Source organism: Streptomyces sp. NPDC005805 (assembly GCF_040630445.1).
Taxonomy (GTDB): Bacteria; Actinomycetota; Actinomycetes; order Streptomycetales; family Streptomycetaceae; genus Streptomyces.
This window is the reverse complement of record NZ_JBEXXN010000060.1, coordinates 1-16430: the sequence shown is the minus strand read 5'-3', so window position 1 is coordinate 16430 and position 16430 is coordinate 1. Positions and strand designations below refer to the sequence as shown.

15 protein-coding genes are annotated in these 16430 nt (G+C 74.1%); 7 read left to right on the top strand and 8 right to left on the bottom strand.

Annotation, left to right across the window (positions count from 1 at the left end; translation table 11 throughout):
- Positions 1-15: 15 nt before the first annotated feature.
- The gene (locus ABZ457_RS25825; protein ID WP_359161692.1) at positions 16-1683 is read right to left on the bottom strand and encodes a DNA repair helicase XPB; all 1668 of its coding nucleotides are present in this window, start codon (positions 1681-1683) and stop codon (positions 16-18) included.
- A gap of 282 nt (positions 1684-1965) precedes the next feature.
- Between ABZ457_RS25825 and ABZ457_RS25820 the strand changes: the two genes are divergently transcribed.
- Together ABZ457_RS25820 and ABZ457_RS25815 are read left to right on the top strand one after the other, a co-directional pair.
- Positions 1966-3300, top strand: coding sequence for an ATP-binding protein (locus ABZ457_RS25820; protein WP_359161689.1), 1335 nt, complete (start codon positions 1966-1968; stop codon positions 3298-3300).
- On the top strand, positions 3221-3880 hold the full coding sequence (locus ABZ457_RS25815) for an RloB family protein (RefSeq protein ID WP_359161687.1): 660 nt from the start codon (positions 3221-3223) through the stop codon (positions 3878-3880). The genes ABZ457_RS25820 and ABZ457_RS25815 overlap by 80 nt, the downstream gene beginning before the upstream one ends.
- A 67-nt stretch (positions 3881-3947) precedes the next feature.
- On the opposite strand, the gene ABZ457_RS25810 is transcribed toward ABZ457_RS25815, so the two are convergent.
- The gene (locus ABZ457_RS25810; protein ID WP_359161684.1) at positions 3948-4832 is read right to left on the bottom strand and encodes an NAD(P)-binding domain-containing protein; all 885 of its coding nucleotides are present in this window, start codon (positions 4830-4832) and stop codon (positions 3948-3950) included.
- Positions 4833-4995: 163 nt separating this feature from the next.
- On the opposite strand from ABZ457_RS25810, the gene ABZ457_RS25805 reads away from it, so the two are divergent.
- Entirely contained in the window at positions 4996-5397 is a 402-nt protein-coding gene (locus tag ABZ457_RS25805) for a helix-turn-helix domain-containing protein (RefSeq protein ID WP_359161681.1), read from the top strand.
- 78 nt (positions 5398-5475) lie between these two features.
- Here the strand turns inward: ABZ457_RS25805 and ABZ457_RS25800 are convergent, their stop codons facing one another.
- The gene (locus ABZ457_RS25800; protein WP_359161768.1) at positions 5476-8058 is read right to left on the bottom strand and encodes a helicase-associated domain-containing protein; all 2583 of its coding nucleotides are present in this window, start codon (positions 8056-8058) and stop codon (positions 5476-5478) included.
- A 155-nt stretch (positions 8059-8213) separates the two neighbouring features.
- Between ABZ457_RS25800 and ABZ457_RS25795 the strand changes: the two genes are divergently transcribed.
- Together ABZ457_RS25795 and ABZ457_RS25790 are read left to right on the top strand one after the other, a co-directional pair.
- Positions 8214-9470: a hypothetical protein gene (locus ABZ457_RS25795; RefSeq protein ID WP_359161678.1), complete on the top strand. Its 1257-nt coding sequence runs from the start codon at positions 8214-8216 to the stop codon at positions 9468-9470.
- 101 nt (positions 9471-9571) lie between these two features.
- Positions 9572-10219, top strand: coding sequence for an HAD family hydrolase (locus ABZ457_RS25790; RefSeq protein ID WP_359161676.1), 648 nt, complete (start codon positions 9572-9574; stop codon positions 10217-10219).
- Between the two features lie 133 nt (positions 10220-10352).
- Here the strand turns inward: ABZ457_RS25790 and ABZ457_RS25785 are convergent, their stop codons facing one another.
- Positions 10353-10613, bottom strand: a complete 261-nt coding sequence (locus ABZ457_RS25785; protein ID WP_018847074.1) for a hypothetical protein — start codon at positions 10611-10613, stop codon at positions 10353-10355.
- Positions 10614-10795: 182 nt separating this feature from the next.
- Here ABZ457_RS25785 and ABZ457_RS25780 point away from each other — a divergent pair, with 182 nt between their 5' ends.
- Positions 10796-11179 carry a cold-shock protein gene (locus ABZ457_RS25780; RefSeq protein WP_018847073.1) on the top strand — a complete coding sequence of 128 codons (384 nt, stop codon included), beginning with the start codon at positions 10796-10798 and terminating at the stop codon, positions 11177-11179.
- Between the two features lie 84 nt (positions 11180-11263).
- Here ABZ457_RS25780 and ABZ457_RS25775 read toward each other — a convergent pair whose 3' ends face one another.
- The 4 genes from ABZ457_RS25775 to ABZ457_RS25760 all read right to left on the bottom strand — a co-directional run bounded on the left by ABZ457_RS25775 (position 11264) and on the right by ABZ457_RS25760 (position 14832).
- Entirely contained in the window at positions 11264-12103 is an 840-nt protein-coding gene (locus ABZ457_RS25775; protein WP_359161671.1) for a 1,4-dihydroxy-6-naphthoate synthase, read from the bottom strand.
- The gene (locus ABZ457_RS25770) at positions 12100-12813 is read right to left on the bottom strand and encodes a futalosine hydrolase (protein WP_359161668.1); all 714 of its coding nucleotides are present in this window, start codon (positions 12811-12813) and stop codon (positions 12100-12102) included. The genes ABZ457_RS25775 and ABZ457_RS25770 overlap by 4 nt, the downstream gene beginning before the upstream one ends.
- A 41-nt stretch (positions 12814-12854) precedes the next feature.
- A complete protein-coding gene (locus ABZ457_RS25765; RefSeq protein WP_359161665.1) occupies positions 12855-13337 on the bottom strand; it encodes a DUF2771 domain-containing protein in 483 nt (160 codons plus the stop codon).
- A 139-nt stretch (positions 13338-13476) separates the two neighbouring features.
- Positions 13477-14832: an MFS transporter gene (locus tag ABZ457_RS25760; protein ID WP_359161658.1), complete on the bottom strand. Its 1356-nt coding sequence runs from the start codon at positions 14830-14832 to the stop codon at positions 13477-13479.
- Between the two features lie 462 nt (positions 14833-15294).
- On the opposite strand from ABZ457_RS25760, the gene ABZ457_RS25755 reads away from it, so the two are divergent.
- Positions 15295-16242 (top strand): DUF3027 domain-containing protein, encoded by a 948-nt coding sequence (locus ABZ457_RS25755; RefSeq protein ID WP_359161655.1) that lies wholly within the window; start codon positions 15295-15297, stop codon positions 16240-16242.
- Positions 16243-16430 lie beyond the last annotated feature (188 nt).

Sequence of the window (16430 nt, the reverse complement as noted above, 5' to 3'; positions counted from 1 at the left end):
GAGGCCGCTGCGCCGCTACGCCTGTTCGCCCTCCGGTTCCGCTGCCCCGGACAGCAGGTCGTCCGCGTCCACGATCCGGTAGGCGTAGCCCTGCTCCGCCAGGAAGCGCTGGCGGTGGGCCGCGAAGTCCTGGTCGATGGTGTCGCGGGCGACGACCGAGTAGAAGTGCGCCTTGTGGCCGTCCGCCTTCGGGCGCAGCACCCGGCCGAGGCGCTGGGCCTCCTCCTGGCGGGAGCCGAAGGTGCCCGAGACCTGGATGGCGATGGTCGCCTCCGGCAGGTCGATCGAGAAGTTCGCGACCTTGGAGACCACCAGCACGCTGATCTCGCCGTTGCGGAAGGCGTCGAACAGCTTCTCGCGCTGGGAGTTCGGCGTCTCCCCCTTGATCACGGGGGCGTCCAGATGCTCGCCGAGTTCGTCGAGCTGGTCGATGTACTGGCCGATGACCAGGATCTGCTGCCCCCGGTGCTTGCGGACCAGCCGCTCGGTGACCTTCCGCTTGCTCGCGGTCGTCGCGCAGAAGCGGTACTTCTCCTCGGTCTCGGCCGTCGCGTAGGCGAGCCGCTCCGACTCCGTGAGGTTGACCCGGACCTCCACGCAGTCGGCCGGGGCGATGTAGCCCTGCGCCTCGATCTCCTTCCAGGGGGCGTCGAAGCGCTTCGGCCCGATCAGCGAGAACACGTCCGACTCGCGGCCGTCCTCGCGCACCAGGGTCGCGGTCAGCCCGAGCCGGCGGCGGGCCTGGAGGTCGGCGGTGAACTTGAAGACGGGCGCGGGCAGCAGATGCACCTCGTCGTAGACGATCAGGCCCCAGTCACGGGAGTCGAACAGCTCCAAGTGCGGGTAGACGCCCTTCCGCTTGGTCGTCAGCACCTGGTAGGTGGCGATGGTGACCGGGCGGATCTCCTTCTTGGTGCCGCTGTACTCGCCGATCTCGTCCTCGGTCAGCGAGGTCCGCCGCACCAGCTCGTGCTTCCACTGGCGGGCCGAGACGGTGTTGGTGACGAGGATCAGCGTGGTCGCCTTCGCCTGCGCCATCGCCCCCGCGCCCACCAGGGTCTTCCCCGCGCCGCAGGGCAGCACCACGACGCCCGAGCCGCCGTGCCAGAAGCCCTCCACGGCCTGCGTCTGGTACGGGCGCAGCGCCCAGCCGTCCTCGGCCAGCTCGATGGGGTGGGCCTCGCCGTCGACGTACCCGGCCAGGTCCTCGGCGGGCCAGCCCAGCTTCAGCAGCGTCTGCTTGATCTGCCCGCGCTCGGAGGGGTGCACGGCCACGGTGTCCGGGTCGATCCGGTTGCCGACCAGCGGCTGGATCTTCCTGGACCGCAGGATCTCCTCCAGCACCGGCCGGTCGGTCGTGGTGAGGACCAGCCCGTGCACGGGGTGCTTGGAGAGGGTGAGCCGCCCGTACCGGGCCATCGTCTCGGCGACATCCACGAGGAGCGCGTGCGGCACGGGATAGCGCGAGTACTCGACGAGCGCGTCCACCACCTGCTCGGCGTCGTGCCCGGCGGCCCGCGCGTTCCACAGCCCCAGCGGGGTCACCCGGTAGGTGTGGATGTGCTCCGGCGCGCGCTCCAGCTCGGCGAAGGGCGCGATGGCGCGACGACAGGCGTCGGCCAGCTCGTGGTCGACCTCCAGGAGGAGGGTCTTGTCGCTCTGGACGATGAGAGGTCCGTTCACGTACGTGCATCCCTTCGGCGCGGGCCAAACCTCCAGTGTGCCGCACCCGGTCTCCCGGTGGGGGCTCCGCTTCTGGGAGAGGAACTGGGAAGCGAATGGGAGCACGGGAGGCTTCCCGGACGGGTGAAGGGGGTGGTGTTTGCTGTTTGTGTGGCGTTATCGTCGGGTCCCGACGATAACGCCACACAAACAGCATGGCCGAGTGCGCAGAGAGGGGTCGGGATGCTGCTCCGTTTCCGTGTCACCAACCATGCGTCACTGAGGGACGAGCAGGCTCTGTCCATGATCGCTGACGGTGTGCGGCGGCCCGACCGGGCGGAACGGTCAGTGCCCGGAAGCTCGCACCACGCAGTGCCGGTCGCCGCTGTCTACGGCCCCAACGCATCCGGCAAGTCCAACGCTCTGGGCGCGGTGATGTGGATGCGGTGGGCTGTCCTGTCATCGTTCCGCAGCTGGGACCCGGGCGGCGGCGTGCCTCGCCGACCGTTTCAGCTGCGCAGCGACCCGGGAGCCTTCCCGAGCACCTACGAGATGGATCTCGTCGTGGACGGGACGCGGTACGAGTACGGCTTCACGGTGGATGACGAGAAGGTGCTTGAGGAGTGGCTCTTCTACTTTCCGGAAGGAAACCGCCGACGGCTCTACGAGCGCACCGGGGATGGTCCTGAATCGGTGAAATTCGGCCGCTGGCTCACCGGGCGTCGGAAGACGATCTCTGAACTCCTGCGTCCCAACAGCCTGTACTTGTCTGTTGCGGCCGCCCAGGGCCATGAACGTCTCGGTGCGCTGTACCGGTGGTTCCGCAACGGGATCAGGGTTGCCACGGACAACGATTTCGCCGAACGGCTCGACTTCACAGTGGAGCTCTTTCGCCGGCCCGCGGATGGGGGAGCACGTCAGATGCCCGCCTCATTGGCAGAGCTGCTGCGCTTCGCGGACCTTGGGGTCGAAGGGTTGCGTGTCCGAGACCAGGACGAGCACATGAAGGCGGAGCAGGGGCGGGTCACCGAGGCGCTGGAGAAGGCCCTGGGGAAGCGTCTGAGGAGAGTGGAAGGGTTTCCCCGTCACCGTGTCCAGGTGGATCACCGCACCCACGAAGGGGTGTTCGGGTTGGATATCCAGGAGGAGTCGAGCGGGACCCGGACGTGGATCGGAATGCTCGGCCCGGTTGTCGTCTCCCTGCGCGACGGCGGTGTCCTGTGCGTCGATGAACTCGATGCTCGCCTGCATCCGTATCTCACGGATGCGCTTGTCGGTCTCTTCCAGAATCCCGAGACCAATCGCAACGGTGCACAGCTGGTGTTCACGACACACGAAGCGTCCCTCCTAGGGGGCAATGCCAGGATCGAACTCTTCCGTGACCAGATCTGGTTCACCGAGAAGGACGCCGATACCTGTGCTACCCGGCTTTTCCCCGTCACAGACTTCCACGTAAGGGATTCGAGGGCGGCGAAGGACAACATCGAGAAACGGTACTTGTCCGGTCGTTATGGGGCGTTGCCGTATCTCGACGACGCGCTCCTGAAGCGTCTGGTGAATGACCTGTCGAGCGGAGGGGCCCATGGGGCGGGGAAAGTCGCTGACCCGGGGGAGAAGTCGGCGCCCGGAGCTGCGTAGGGTCCTCATCTATTGCGAGGGGGAGTGCACGGAGGACCAGTACTTCCGAGGTCTGAAGACCGACCTCCGGGGAATCCCCGTGCAGATTGAACTCGGCCCGGCGCACGGGGTCCCCACGGAGTTGGTCCGGGCCGCGGTGAAACACAAGAAGCGAGCTCCCACGAGCCGAGCCGACCGCTCGGCGGCCTACGACGATGTGTGGTGTGTCATGGACGTGGAGGCACCCGTGCCCCACCCCGACCTTGCGTCGGCGTTGCGCACGGCACGGGATCACGGCATCAAGGTGGCCCTGTCGAACCCCTGCTTCGAGCTCTGGTTGCTGCTCCACTTTCAGGATCTCCACGGCTATCGCACTTCGGTGGCCGCTCAGCGGGCGCTGGAACAACTCGACGTCAGTGGCTATCGATCCGACCGGAAGCATGTGGACTATGAGTCGCTGCGCACGTTGCACGGTCGGGCCTGCGCGCGGGCAGGAACGTTGCGAGCCAGAGCAGAGAAGGGCCACCTCAGCAACCCGTGGACCGATGTGGATGTGCTCGTCGGTGGGTTGCTGGACCAGAAGGCCGCAGCGATGCGCTGACTTGCGTCCGTATCCCGTACGCCGGTCGCGGGACCTGGCGGAACGTCGGCGGGCGGCCCCGGGGCTCTCAGCGTGGGCCGCGGCGGATGCTCTCGTAGACGCGGGCGAAGCCCTCGTCGCCGTGGCCCGCGTCGATCTGGCGGCGGATGAGGCGCTGGACCATGGCGACCGGCTCGTCGCCGACGCCCTGCTCCGCGGCGGCGGCGAGGATGTCGCCCAGGTCGGAGAAGCGCAGGCTCTGCTGGCCGGGGACGGTGTAGTCGCCGCCGTCGACCACCTCCGCGTACTCGGCGAGGCCGCCGGTCATCGCGGACAGCCACGGCGCGGACCGGGCGGCGAACTCGCGGGCGGTGACCCCTGCCGGGGCGACCATGGCCGCGCCCTGGAGGAAGCCGGCGAACATCACGTACATCCCGGCGAGCAGCGCGAGGTCGTAGAGGGAGGCGAGGCCCGCGTCCTCGCCGAAGAACTCGCTCTCGCCCCAGAGGTCCAGCAGCTTCCGGTGCTCGGTGAAGGCGGTGGCCGAGCCGCTGTAGAGGACCGAGGAGCCGGGGGCGCCGATCATCTCGGGCACGGCCATGATCCCGCCGTCCAGGTAGTCGATACCGGCGTCGGCGGCCCAGGCGGCCGAGGCGCGGGCCTGGTCCGGGGAGGTGGTGGTGACGTTGACCAGGGTGCGGCCCGCGAGGTCGCCGGTGAGCGGGTCGAGCACCTCGCGGACGGAGGCGTGGTCCAGCAGGCAGACGATCACCAGCCGGCTCGCCCGGACCGCCTCCCCGGGGGTGGCGGCGGCCTCGGCGCCCAGTGCCACCAGCTCCTCCGCCTTCCCCGGCGAGCGGTTCCACACGGTGGCCGGGTGCCCGGCCGCGACCAGGGCGCGGGCGAGGGCGGCACCCATCGCGCCGAGCCCGAGCACGGTCACGGGTGTGGTGGCGGGCGCTGTTCCGGTCATGGTCTCGGCTCCTCGGTGGGGCTGCGGTGGGGTTGCGGCGGCGTTGTTCCGCCGTTGTCTCGATCGTGGTCGCAGCGGCTACCGTTGACCAGTACGGACTAATTAGTGGGGTACTTACCTTCTGGTGAGTACGGGGAGTACGAGTGCGGGGAGGCGGGCCGGGATGGCGGAGCGAACGGCGAGTGGCGGGCAGGGCAAGCCGGGCGGCCGGCCCCGGTCCGGCCCGTACTTCTGCGGGATCGACGCGGCGATGGACGTGGTCACGGGCAAGTGGAAGCCGCTGATCCTGTGGGAGCTGGACACCTTCGGGACGCGGCGCTTCGCCGAACTGCGCCGGGGGCTGCCCGGTGTCAGCGAGAAGATGCTGATCCAGCATCTGCGGGAGATGGAGGAGGACGGGCTCGTCCACCGCGAGGTGTACCGGCAGGTGCCGCCGAAGGTCGAGTACTCGCTGACCGAGGACGGCGTCTCGCTCAACGCGGCGCTGGCCCCGCTCGGCGCGTGGGGCACGCAGCGGGCGCGCCGGATCGGCGCGGAGAAGGTGGCGCCGGCGTCCGGGCCCTGAGGGCGCGTCCGGCTCCCGGGCCGGGGCGTCCCGTCCCTCAGTCGTCGGCGGGCCGGTTGCCGGCTCGTCCGCGAGGTTTCAGTCGTCGGCGAGTTCCGCGACGCCCGTGATGCGGTGCAGCGGATAGGTGCGGACCTCGTCCGCCGTGTGGTCGTAGCCCGTCACAAAGCCGCCCTCCACCCGCACCGGGGCGATCACGCGCTGGCTGGCGGCGCCGTCCGCGTTGACGTAGCCGATCCACAGGGCGGAGCCGGTGAGGGCCGCCGCCTGGACCGTGGCCAGGGTCTCGGCGGCGGTGGTGCGCGGGAGTTCACCGTTGGCGAGGGGGCGCGCGGCGGCGGACGGGAGGGGCTTGCGTTCCACCGTCGCCGCCCGGTCGCCCGCCCGGATCGCGCGGACGGCCGCGCCGAGCAGGGTGCGGTCCGGGACCGGCGGGCCGTCCGGGACGGGTGCCGGGGGCGTGCGCGGCGGGGTGCGCCGGGCGTGCGCGCGGGTGATCAGGACGTCGCCCTCCGCGGACTCGGCGGCCGGCGCGTACCCCATGGCGCGCAGGCCCTCCAGCAGCGTGCCGGGGTCCGCCTGGGCGGCGAGCACGGTGGGCGCGAGCCGGCGCAGGCCCAGGGGCTGGGCGCGCCGGTCCGCCAGGATCTCGCCGAGCAGGGTGTCGTCGTCGCAGCGGACATAGGCGCCCGCCGCGCCGATGCGCAGATGGCCGTGGCGCCGGGCCACGTCGTCGATCAGATAGCTGAGCGGCTGCGGCACCGGCGTACGGGAGTGGGCCGCGAGGAAGGTGTGCAGGTCGGACGCGGTGCGGCCGGCGTCCAGGGCGCGGCGCACGGAGCCGGGGGTGAAGCGGTAGACGGTGGCGCCGCCCTTGGACTCCACGTCCGCGAGGACGGACAGGGTCTCGGCGAGGGGGCGTTCCAGCGGGCCGGGGGCGACGGCGGTGAGGTCGGCCTGGAGCAGGACGTGGTCCAGCGGCTCGGGGAGGAGCGGTGCGAGGAGGGTGGCGGCCCGGGCCCGGCGGGCCTCGGCGGCCTCCGGGGTGCGGTCGGTGCCGGGAGCCCGGTCCGCTTCCGGGACCCCGCCCGCGTCCGGGTCCCCGCCCGCCCCTGGGCCGGTCGCCTCCGGGGGCAGCAGCGCCCGCGCGTGGGCGGAGAGCGCGCCCCGCCCCGTCACGCCCAGCAGTTCGGCCTCGGAGAGGGTCCAGTCCACCGCCCGGTCCCGCAGATCACGCGCGCCCCCCGACCCCGGAGCCACCGCAGCCGCCGACGCCCGGGCCGAGGCGTCCCCCCGCAGCGGGCGCTCCCAGCGCAGCCGCTCCCGCACCGAACCCGCGTCCGGAACGGACCCCTCCGTGAGGGCGGCGAGCAGCCCGAGGACCCGCAGCCGGACCTCCAGGACCGCCGAACGGTCCAGGTCCGGGCCGAGCGCGGAGAGCGCCCGGCCCCTGCCGTCCTGCCCGCCGACCAGCCCCGGGGCGCGGGTCCCCGCCAGCCACGCCGAGGCCAGGTCCGCCCAGCGGTCCGCCGCCGGGCGCTCCAGCCACTCGTCGTACGCCGGGGTCGGCGCGTACCGCTCGTCCGCCTCGCCGTCCGAGGCCAGCAGCCCGGCCGCGTAGGCGAGTTCCAGCCAGAACGCGGCCAGCGGCTCGCTCGTGTCCAGGGCCACCGCCGTGCGCTTGAGGTCGCGGACGGAGAGCCCGCCGGAACGCAGCACCGCCGGGCCGCCCTCGTGCCAGTCCTTCAGCAGGTCCTCGACGGTGGCGAGGGCCGTGTACGCCTGCCCGGCCGCCGCGCTGTCCACAACCTGTGGACGGCGCTCGGCGGTCACCACGGGCTCCGGTGGCACCGGCTCCGGCGCGCGGTGCGCCCGCCCCGCGCGCAGATGCAGCGCCGCCTCCCGGGGCAGCACCACCGTGCGCGCCGACGCGGGCAGCAGCAGACCCCGGTCCCGCAGCCAGCGCACCGGCGGCGCGGGCGTGGCCGTGACCTCCCCGTACGGCGGGCCCCACACCAGCCGGTCCAGGACCGTCAGGGCCTCCGGCGGGGCGGTGTCCAGCAGGTGTCCCATCCGCTCCCGGTCCGTGAAGAGGGCCGTCAACGCGGCGACCGCCGACACCGGATCGTGTGTCGGCGGCAGCCCGGCCGCCGCGACGATCTCCTGGAGGCGGCCCGGGGACATCCCGGCCGTCGCCTCCGAGACCGTCGGCCCGAGACCGGTCGGGGAGGGCCGGGTCGGGGACGGCGCCAGCAGTTCACGGGCGGTGCGCACCAGCCGCAGCCGGTCGTCCCCGCCCCAGACCAGGGCCTGGCGGCGCAGTTCGGCGAGGGCGCCCGGCAGCGCGGCCTCGATCGCCTGGTCCGCTTCGTCGCCCGTGAGCAGGGCGCTCAGCGTCTCGTACGGCGCCGGGTCGGGGGCGACCGCGAGCGCCTCGGCGGTCTGGAGGGTGAAGCGGTCCAGGCGCTCCAGGGCGCGGACCACGGAGGCCCGGGTGCCGGCGCGGGTGGCGAGCTGGGTGACGTCGTTCGGCACCGGGCTCAGCAGATCGGGCCGGGCGCGCAGCAGCGCCGCCAGTTCCTCGTCGGCGCGGGCGCGCAGCGCCTCGGCGAGCGTGCGCGGTCCGGTGGCGCTGCCGCTGCCACCGCTTCCCTCGGGCATCGTCCCCATCCGCCCCACGGTAGCCGCTGGAGCGCTACCGTCGGGGGCAGGGCGGCCCGCTCCGGCGGACCGCGCCGGGCCGTCGCGTGCGGCCGGGGCAGGGGCGCGGACGGTATGAGCGACGCGAGCGACGCAGGGGAGCGCAGGGGACGGCCGTGGGGATCGAGAGCGATCAGCTCGTCTACGACTATCTGAGCCGGGTCGGCGACCTGGCCCAGCAGGCCCAGTTGCCGTCCGGGGACCGGATGCGGCTGGTGACCTCGCTGCGCGGCGAGATCGAGAAGCAGCGGTCCCGGACCGGCGGCGGCAGCCCGGCCGGGGTCCGGCGCATCCTGGGCCGGCTCGGCACACCGGCGGAGGTGGTGGCCTCGGCGGCGGAGGACACCCGGGGCGGCGCGGACCGGGGCACGGCCACGGCCACGCCGGTGGGCTGGTCCACGGGCACGGGCGCGGGCGTGGCACCGGGGGACCGGGACGCGGGCGGTACGGGCCCCGCGCCCGGCGTTCCGCTGCCGGACCCGGGGGCCCCGGGTCCGGACCGGTCCGGGCCCGGCCCGGAAGCCGGGGCCCGCCGCCCGGACCCGGCCACGCCCGCCCCGGCAGACGGCCCCAGCCCGGCGGGCGACCCCGCCCCGCCCGCCCGCCCCCGCGGCCGCCTCCGTATCCCGCGGCCCCGCCCCCGGGACAAGCAGGCGCCCGCGCAGGACGCGCCCGCCGCCCCGGCCGGCGCCTCGCCGCCCCACCTCGCGGGCATGGACGAACTCGGCCCCGCCGCCGCCCGCCCCGACTGGTGGCGGATCGAGACCGGGCCGTTCGGCGCCGGGGAACGGGTCGGCGGGTTCGTCGGCGGCATCGAGGTGCCGGAGATACTGCGCCCGCCCCCGGAGGAGGACGACCCGGCCCCCGGCACCGGAGACGAGGACGCGGACGCCGAGGACGAGACCGGGACCGACGCGGCCCCCGCCCGCCGGGGCCTGCGCGCCCGGCTGCCCCGGGTGCTGCGCCGGGCCGACCCGCCCGAGGCGGTGGTGGCCGAACCCGTCGTGGCGGCGCCCCCGGCCCGGGTCCGGCTCGCCAACCCGCTGCTCCTCCTCGCCGCCGCGCTGCTGCTGACCGGCGCGGCGCTCGGCTCCCTGCTGCCGCTCGCGGGCGGCTGGCTCATCGCGTACGGCTCACGGCGGCTGACGGCGGGACAGTCGAAGACCGCCGTCCTCTATCTGCCCGGCGCGGCGGTGGCGGGCGGGCTGGTCTGGCTCTGGGGGCGCGTCAACGGCCGCTGGGGCGAACCGATTCCGCAGGACGGCATGCGCGAGGTGCTGACCGGCACCTGGCCGTGGGTCCTCAAGGGCGCGGCCGTCGCCACGGCCCTGTACCTGCTGTGGCGGGCCCGCCCGGCGACCCGGGTGCGCTGACCCGATGCGAAAGCCCCGGGCCCGGAGCCCCGGGCCGAGCCCCCGCGGGTCGCGCCCGGCCCGCCCCCGGGCCCGTCCCGCCCTCTCGGCACAATGGGCCCATGACCTCGCAGCCCGCCGCCCGGCCGCCGTTCACCGTCGGCTTCGACCTCGATATGACGCTGATCGACTCGCGGCCCGGCATCCACGCCGCGTACACGGCCCTGGCGGCCGAGACCGGGGTGTGGATCGACGCCGACCTGGCGGTCACCCGGCTCGGCCCGCCGCTCGAACAGGAGCTGGCGCACTGGTTCCCCGACGAGCGGGTGCGGGAGATGGGCGACCGCTACCGCGAGATCTACCCCGCGTACGCGGTCGAGCCGACGCCCGCGATGCCCGGCGCCCGGGAGGCGATCACGGCGGTGCGCGTGCTCGGCGGGCGGGCGGTCGTCGTCACCGCCAAGCACGAGCCGAACGCCGAGCTGCACCTCGCCCACCTGGGCATCGAGCCGGACGAGACCATCGGCTGGCTGTGGGCGGAGGCCAAGGCGGAGGCGCTGCGCGAGCACGGCGCGAGCGTGTACGTCGGCGACCACATCGGCGATGTGCGCGGCGCCCGGGCCGCCGGCGCCCTGTCGGTCGCGGTGCCCACCGGGCCCTGCGACGAGGCGGCGCTGCGCGCGGCGGGCGCGGACGTGGTCCTGGCCGACCTCACCGCGTTCCCGGCCTGGCTGGAGGCCCATCTCGACGGCCGCCCGGTGGCCGTCTGATCCGGGACGGGTCCCCGGCACGGAAGCGGACGGCCCCCGGCCGGCCCCCCTGCCCCCGCCCGTCCCGGCCTCCCGCGGCCGGATCCGGTCGCCCACCGCCCGAACGGACCGGCGGAATCCGGCCGGAGCGCGGTCAGGACCGAGCGGATCCGGCCTGACGCCGCTGCGCCGCGATGGACCGCAGCACCCCGGCCCCGGCGATCAGAAAACCCACTCCCATCAGCATCGACACGGCGTACGCCACTGTCGGGAACGGCTCGGTGCCCAGGAACAGCGGGGCAACAGTGACCAAAGTGGCCACCGCGCCCACGATGAACACGATCGCGCCGACGCGAACCAGACCGTCGCCCGGTGCGGCGGAGTCGGCGGAGGCGGCCGGAGGAGTAGCAGTCATTCGGCCAGGGTAGTTCCCCAGCGCGCAGGAACCGATCGGGGACGTCTTGTCACCAGCCTCTGGACCATTAGCCTTGGGGTTGGCGGGTCAGGGCGACCCGCTGTAGTGCTATCCAGAGCCGATTTCCGGCGCCCCGCATGCGGTGCCACCGGCGCCCCACGAGTACGAGGACGAGGACAGACGTGCCCACCGGCAAGGTCAAGTGGTTCAACAGCGAGAAGGGCTTCGGCTTTCTCTCCCGCGACGACGGCGGCGACGTCTTCGTCCACTCCTCCGTGCTCCCGTCCGGGGTCGACGTGCTCAAGCCCGGCCAGCGGGTCGAGTTCGGCGTGGTGGCCGGCCAGCGCGGGGACCAGGCACTGTCCGTGACCCTGCTCGACCCGACCCCGTCCGTCGCCGCGGCCCAGCGCCGCAAGCCGGACGAACTGGCGTCCATCGTGCAGGACCTGACCACGCTCCTGGAGAACATCACGCCGATGCTGGAGCGCGGCCGCTACCCGGAGAAGACCCAGGGCAAGAAGATCGCCGGCCTGCTGCGGGCGGTCGCCGACCAACTCGACGTCTGAGCCCGGAAGGCCCCCGAACGCCCTCGGCCCCCCACTCGCCACCACGACCACCGAAGCCACCGTCACACGGCCACACGGCCACCGTCACACGAACGCGAGCGCGTCCGGCTTGAGGGGCGGCACCAGCCCCTCGGCCGCCGCGCGCGTGAGCAGGCCCCGCACGGCCGCGTAGCCGTCGACGCCCAGGTCGTGGGTGAACTCGTTGACGTACAGGCCGATGTGCTGGTCGGCCACCGCCGGGTCCATCTCCTGCGCGTGCTCCAGGACGTACGGGCGGGAGGCCGCCGGGTCGTCCCAGGCCATCCGCACCGAGGCGCGCGCCGCGTCCGCGAGCCGGCGCAGGGTGTCCGCGCCCAGGGACCGCTTGGCGATGATCGCGCCCAGCGGGATCGGCAGGCCGGTCGTCGCCTCCCAGTGCTCGCCCATGTCCGCGAGGGAGTGCAGCCCGTACTGCCCGTAGGTGAAGCGGGCCTCGTGGATCACCAGACCGGCGTCCACCTTCCCGTCCCGTACCGCGGGCATGATCTCGTGGAACGGCATCACCACGACCTCGCCGATCCCGCCCGGGACCGCGTCCGCCGCCCACAGCCGGAAGAGCAGATACGCCGTCGAGCGCTCGCTCGGCACCGCGACCGTCCGGCCGGTCAGGTCGACGCCCGGCTCGCGCGTCAGCACCAGCGGTCCGCAGCCCCGGCCCAGCGCGCCGCCGCAGGGCAGCAGCGCGTAGTCGTCCAGCACCCAGGGCAGCACCGCGTACGAGACCTTGAGGACGTCCAGCTCCCCGCGCTCGGCCATGCCGTTGGTGACGTCGATGTCCGCGAAGGTGACGTCCAGCTCCGGGGCGTCCGGGACGCGGCCGTGCGCCCAGGCGTCGAAGACGAAGGTGTCGTTCGGGCACGGCGAGTAGGCGATCTTCAGGCTCATGACGACTCCGGTCGGGACGGGAACGGGTGCGCCCGCAGGACGGGGACGAGCCGGCCGAAGGCCCCGCCCAGCGCGGCGAGGGCGTCGCCGATCCGCCAGGCGGCGCGGTCGCGCGGGCCGACGGGGTTGGACACGGCGCGGATCTCGCACACCGGCAGACCGTGCGCGGCGGCCGCCTCCGCGACGCCGAAGCCCTCCATGGCCTCGGCGGCGGCCCGGGGGTGACGCGCCGTGAGCTCGGCGGCCCGCCCGGCGGTGCCGGTCACGGTCGACACGGTCAGTACGGGGGCGTGGACGGCGCCCGCCTCCCGCGCGAGGAGCGCGGACAGGCCGGCGGGCGGGTGGTGGACGCTGCGGCCGAAGCCGAGGGCGTCGACGGGCGCGAAGCCGTCGGGGGTCTCGGCACCGAGGTCGGCGGCCACGATCGCGTCGGCGACGACGAGGGAGGCGACGGGCGCCCGGCCGGCGAAACCGCCGCCGATGCCGGCGGACACCACGAGCCCGTAGGCCCCGGGCCCGGCGGCGGCCAGCGCGGTCGCGGTGCCCGCCGCAGCGGCGGCGGGCCCGATCCCGGCGACGAGGACGTCCAGCGGGCCGGAGCGCAGCAGCGCGTACCCGCCGGGCAGGGCGCCCGGTCCGCCGTCGCCGGAGGACGGCCCGGCGACGGCCGACGCCTCCGCCTCGACGGCGGTCACGACGAGGACGCGCATCCCGGGCACCCTCCGCTCCGTGCCGTCCGGGGACGGCGGGGTCAGGCGTCCTTCTTCTCGAACTGGAAGCGGTAGATGCCGATGACCTTCTTGCCGGACGTCTCCAGGATGTTGACGTCGGCCTTGTCGGTCGGCTCACCGGTCTGCGAGGAGAAGAACGCGTTGCCGGGGATCGTCCGGTACGTCTTCTTGTACGGCTCCTGCTCGACCGGCTGCGTGCCGAAGAGCAGCGTCCAGCCGTTGTCGGCGATCTCCGGGTCCACGCCCAGGCGGACCTTGTCGTCCATGTTGAAGGAGATCTTGGTGGGAGTGCCCTTGGTGAGGCAGTCCTGCACCTCGGACTCCTTGAGGGCCTTGCCGTCGTTGTAGCAGGTGGCCTCGGTGTTGACGGAGTCCGAACCGACCGTCACGGTGGCGAGCGGGGTCGGCTTGTCGCAGGCGGAGAGGACGAGGAGCCCGGCGGACACGGCGCCGAGAGCGGCGACGGCCCGGCGGCGCTTGCCGGAGAAGAACGCAACGGTCATGGTCCGAAGGCTATCGGGCCGGGTGGTCCCCGTGTCGCGGGGGTACGGCGCGGCGGCGGGTTTGCCCCGTGGGGCGTACGGGCGGCCGGGGCGGGCGGCTGTGGCGGGCGCACGGCGGACCCGGTCCCGCGCGGCCCCCTCAGGCGACCCGGGCGCGGCCGGGCGGGGTGCTGCGGCGGGAGGCCGAGAGCAGGCCGCGGCCCGCCGCCAGGGCTCCGGCGGCCACGATGCCCGCCGCCACCGACATGCCCAGCGAGCCGTTGAGCGGCAGCGCGATGCCGATCGCCCCGCCCACCACCCAGGACATCTGGAGCACCGTCTCGGAGCGGGCGAACGCCGAGGTGCGGACCTGTTCCGGCACGTCCCGCTGGATCAGCGCGTCCAGGGACAGCTTGGACAGCGCCTGCGAGAAGCCCGCCGTCGCGCCGAGGACCGCGACCATGCCCGCGCCGAAGAAGACCGCCGTCAGGATCGCCGCCGTCAGTACCAGGGACAGCATCGTCGCGATGATCACCTCCGGGGCGCGGGCTCTGAGCCAGGCGCCCACCGCCGTGCCCACCGCGTTGCCCACCCCGGCCGCCACGCCCACTATCCCCAGCGACACCGCCGCCGACTGGCCCGCCAGCGGATGCTCGCGCAGCAGGAACGCCAGGAAGAAGATCAGGAAGCCGGAGAGGCCGCGGTGGGCCGCGTTCGCCTGGAGGCCGTGCAGCACCGAGGGGCCGACCGTCCGCAGGCTCGGCTTCTTCTCGCCGTGGGTGAGCATGTGCGCCTTGCTCTCGCCCTTCGCCGAGTCGACCTTCGGCGGCATGGTGAACGCCCAGAAGGTGCCCAGCACGAAGAGCGCGCACGCGCCGTACAGCGGCCACTGCGGTCCGACCATCTGGAGGCCCGCCCCGATCGGGGCGGCGATCCCGGTCGCCAGCAGGCCCGCGAGGGTGACCCGGGAGTTCGCCTTGACCAGGGAGATCTTCGGTGGCAGCAGCCGTGGCACCACGGCGCTGCGCACCACTCCGTACGCCTTGGAGGACACCAGCACCCCGAGCGCCGCCGGGTACAGCTCCAGGCCGCCGGTGGCGACCGCGCCCGACATCAGGATGGCGAGCATGGCCCGGGCGAGCATCGCCCCGGCCATCGCCGCGCGCCGGCCGTGCGGGATGCGGTCCAGCAGCGGGCCGATCACCGGGGCGAGCAGGGCGAAGGGCGCGAGGGTCACGGCGAGGTAGAGCGCGACCCGGCCGCGCGCCTCGTCCGTCGGGACGGAGAAGAAGACCGTGGAGGCGAGGGCGACCGTGATCATGACGTCGCCCGCGCCGTTCACCGCGTGCAGCTCGATCAGTTTCCCGAGGCCCGACTCGCCCGCGCCGTGCGCGTGCGTCGCCTTGCGGATGCCGCGGGCGGTGCCGGTGAACGGGCGGTGCAGGGCACGCCCGGCCGCCCGGCCCGCTCGGCGGAGCGGCCCGGGGGAGTCGTCGGACGACCTCGCGGCTGCCACCTCGTCATAGTGCCCCAACGACCGCCGCCGCGAACCGTGATCGTGTTCCCTGGCCCGGCGTGTTCGCGACGGGTTCGTGGCGTGTGTGCCGCGGGTCCGCCGTGTGTTCGCCGTCTGTCCGCCGCCCGGCGGGTGTGCGTCCGGGGTGCGACCCGGTGCGCCTCCGGGTCCGGGGCGGGTGCGGGAAGCCGTGCGCGGGGCACCGGTTCGGCTCGTGTTGGGACGGGCATGTGGGCGGGGAGCGGTGAAGGGGGTAGCGTGCACAGCGCGCCACCGGCGGTTGTTCTCGGCCGCGCGCCTCTTCGGCATCCCGCAGAATGGATGACGTCAGGTGTGCCCGGAAACTGATCGGTCCGGGCGCGTGGACGTCGATGCGGCCCCCAGGTCCGCTCCGCCCACCGCCCCGTACCTCCCGTTCCGGCGCGCGCACCCGTGAGACGGCGTAGGAGAGAAGCGAGACCTGTGAGTGCTGCGACGACGCGAAGCCGTACCCCCGACCGTCTGTGCGCCGAGGCGGTAGACCTCGCCCGGGAGGCGGCGGAGGAGACCGCGGCGCCCGGGGTGGTCGGCGAGCATGTGGGCCTCGTCTCCGAGGGGGACCGGGTCGTCACGCATCTCTTCGAGTGCAAGGAACCGGGCTACCGGGGCTGGCGCTGGGCCGTCACGGTCGCCCGCGCCTCCCGCGCCAAGATCGTCACCCTCGACGAGACCGTCCTGCTGCCCGGCCCCGACGCGCTCCTCGCGCCGGAGTGGGTGCCGTGGAGCGAGCGGCTGCGGCCCGGGGACATGGGCCCGGGGGACCTGCTGCCCACCGAGGCGGACGACCTGCGGCTGGAGCCGGGCTACACGGGCGAGGACGAGGTCCCGCCGAACTCGGCCCTGGCGGCCGGGGCGCCCTCCCACGACCTGGCGGAGCGCGTCGACGCGGAGGACGCGGAGCTGACGGACCGGGCGGAGGCGGTGTCGGCGGGGGCCGACAGCACCGGGCGCGGCCAGATCGCGGCGCTCGCGGAGGAAATGGGCATGGCCCGCCCCCGGGTCCTGTCCCGGTACGGCCTGCACGCGGCGGCGGACCGCTGGGAGGAGGCGTTCGGCGCGAAGACGCCGATGGCCCAGGCGGCCCCGGCGTCCTGTGTGACCTGCGCGTTCCTGATGCCGGTGGGGGGCTCGCTGGGACAGGCGTTCGGTGTCTGCGCGAACGAGTTCTCCCCGGCGGACGGGCGTGTGGTCTCCCTCGCGTACGGGTGCGGCGGCCACTCCGAGGCGGCGATCATGCCGAAGCCGCCGGTGCCGTCGGCGCCGGTGCTGGACTCGGTGACGGCGGACGCGTTTCCGTTGCGGCCGGCGCGGGACGGGGGTTCCGTGTCCCCGGACACGGACGAGGCCTCGGCAGACCTGGGCCACTCCTAGCCCGGGGGCGCGCCCCCTCCCGACCGGGCCGCGGGTTCCCTGCGGGCTGCGGTCGGGCGCGTGCTTTCAGCCTGTCCGGTCCGGGGGGGGGGGGGCGGGGGGGCGGCGGGGTGGGTAGGGGGGTGGGTCGGGGAGGGGAGGGCTGGGGGGGCGCCCGCGGAAAAAAAAGGGGGGCGGGAGGGGGGCGG

Bases quoted from the DNA above. Each gene is read 5' to 3' on its own strand.
- ABZ457_RS25820 (WP_359161689.1), top strand. From the start codon at position 1,966: ATGATCGCTGACGGTGTGCGGCGGCCCGACCGGGCGGAACGGTCAGTG.
- ABZ457_RS25815 (WP_359161687.1), top strand. From the start codon at position 3,221: ATGACCTGTCGAGCGGAGGGGCCCATGGGGCGGGGAAAGTCGCTGACC.
- ABZ457_RS25810 (WP_359161684.1), bottom strand. From the start codon at position 4,832: ATGACCGGAACAGCGCCCGCCACCACACCCGTGACCGTGCTCGGGCTC.
- ABZ457_RS25805 (WP_359161681.1), top strand. From the start codon at position 4,996: ATGGCGGAGCGAACGGCGAGTGGCGGGCAGGGCAAGCCGGGCGGCCGG.
- ABZ457_RS25800 (WP_359161768.1), bottom strand. From the start codon at position 8,058: ATGCCCGAGGGAAGCGGTGGCAGCGGCAGCGCCACCGGACCGCGCACG.
- ABZ457_RS25790 (WP_359161676.1), top strand. From the start codon at position 9,572: ATGACCTCGCAGCCCGCCGCCCGGCCGCCGTTCACCGTCGGCTTCGAC.
- ABZ457_RS25785 (WP_018847074.1), bottom strand. From the start codon at position 10,613: ATGACTGCTACTCCTCCGGCCGCCTCCGCCGACTCCGCCGCACCGGGC.
- ABZ457_RS25775 (WP_359161671.1), bottom strand. From the start codon at position 12,103: ATGAGCCTGAAGATCGCCTACTCGCCGTGCCCGAACGACACCTTCGTC.
- ABZ457_RS25770 (WP_359161668.1), bottom strand. From the start codon at position 12,813: ATGCGCGTCCTCGTCGTGACCGCCGTCGAGGCGGAGGCGTCGGCCGTC.
- ABZ457_RS25765 (WP_359161665.1), bottom strand. From the start codon at position 13,337: ATGACCGTTGCGTTCTTCTCCGGCAAGCGCCGCCGGGCCGTCGCCGCT.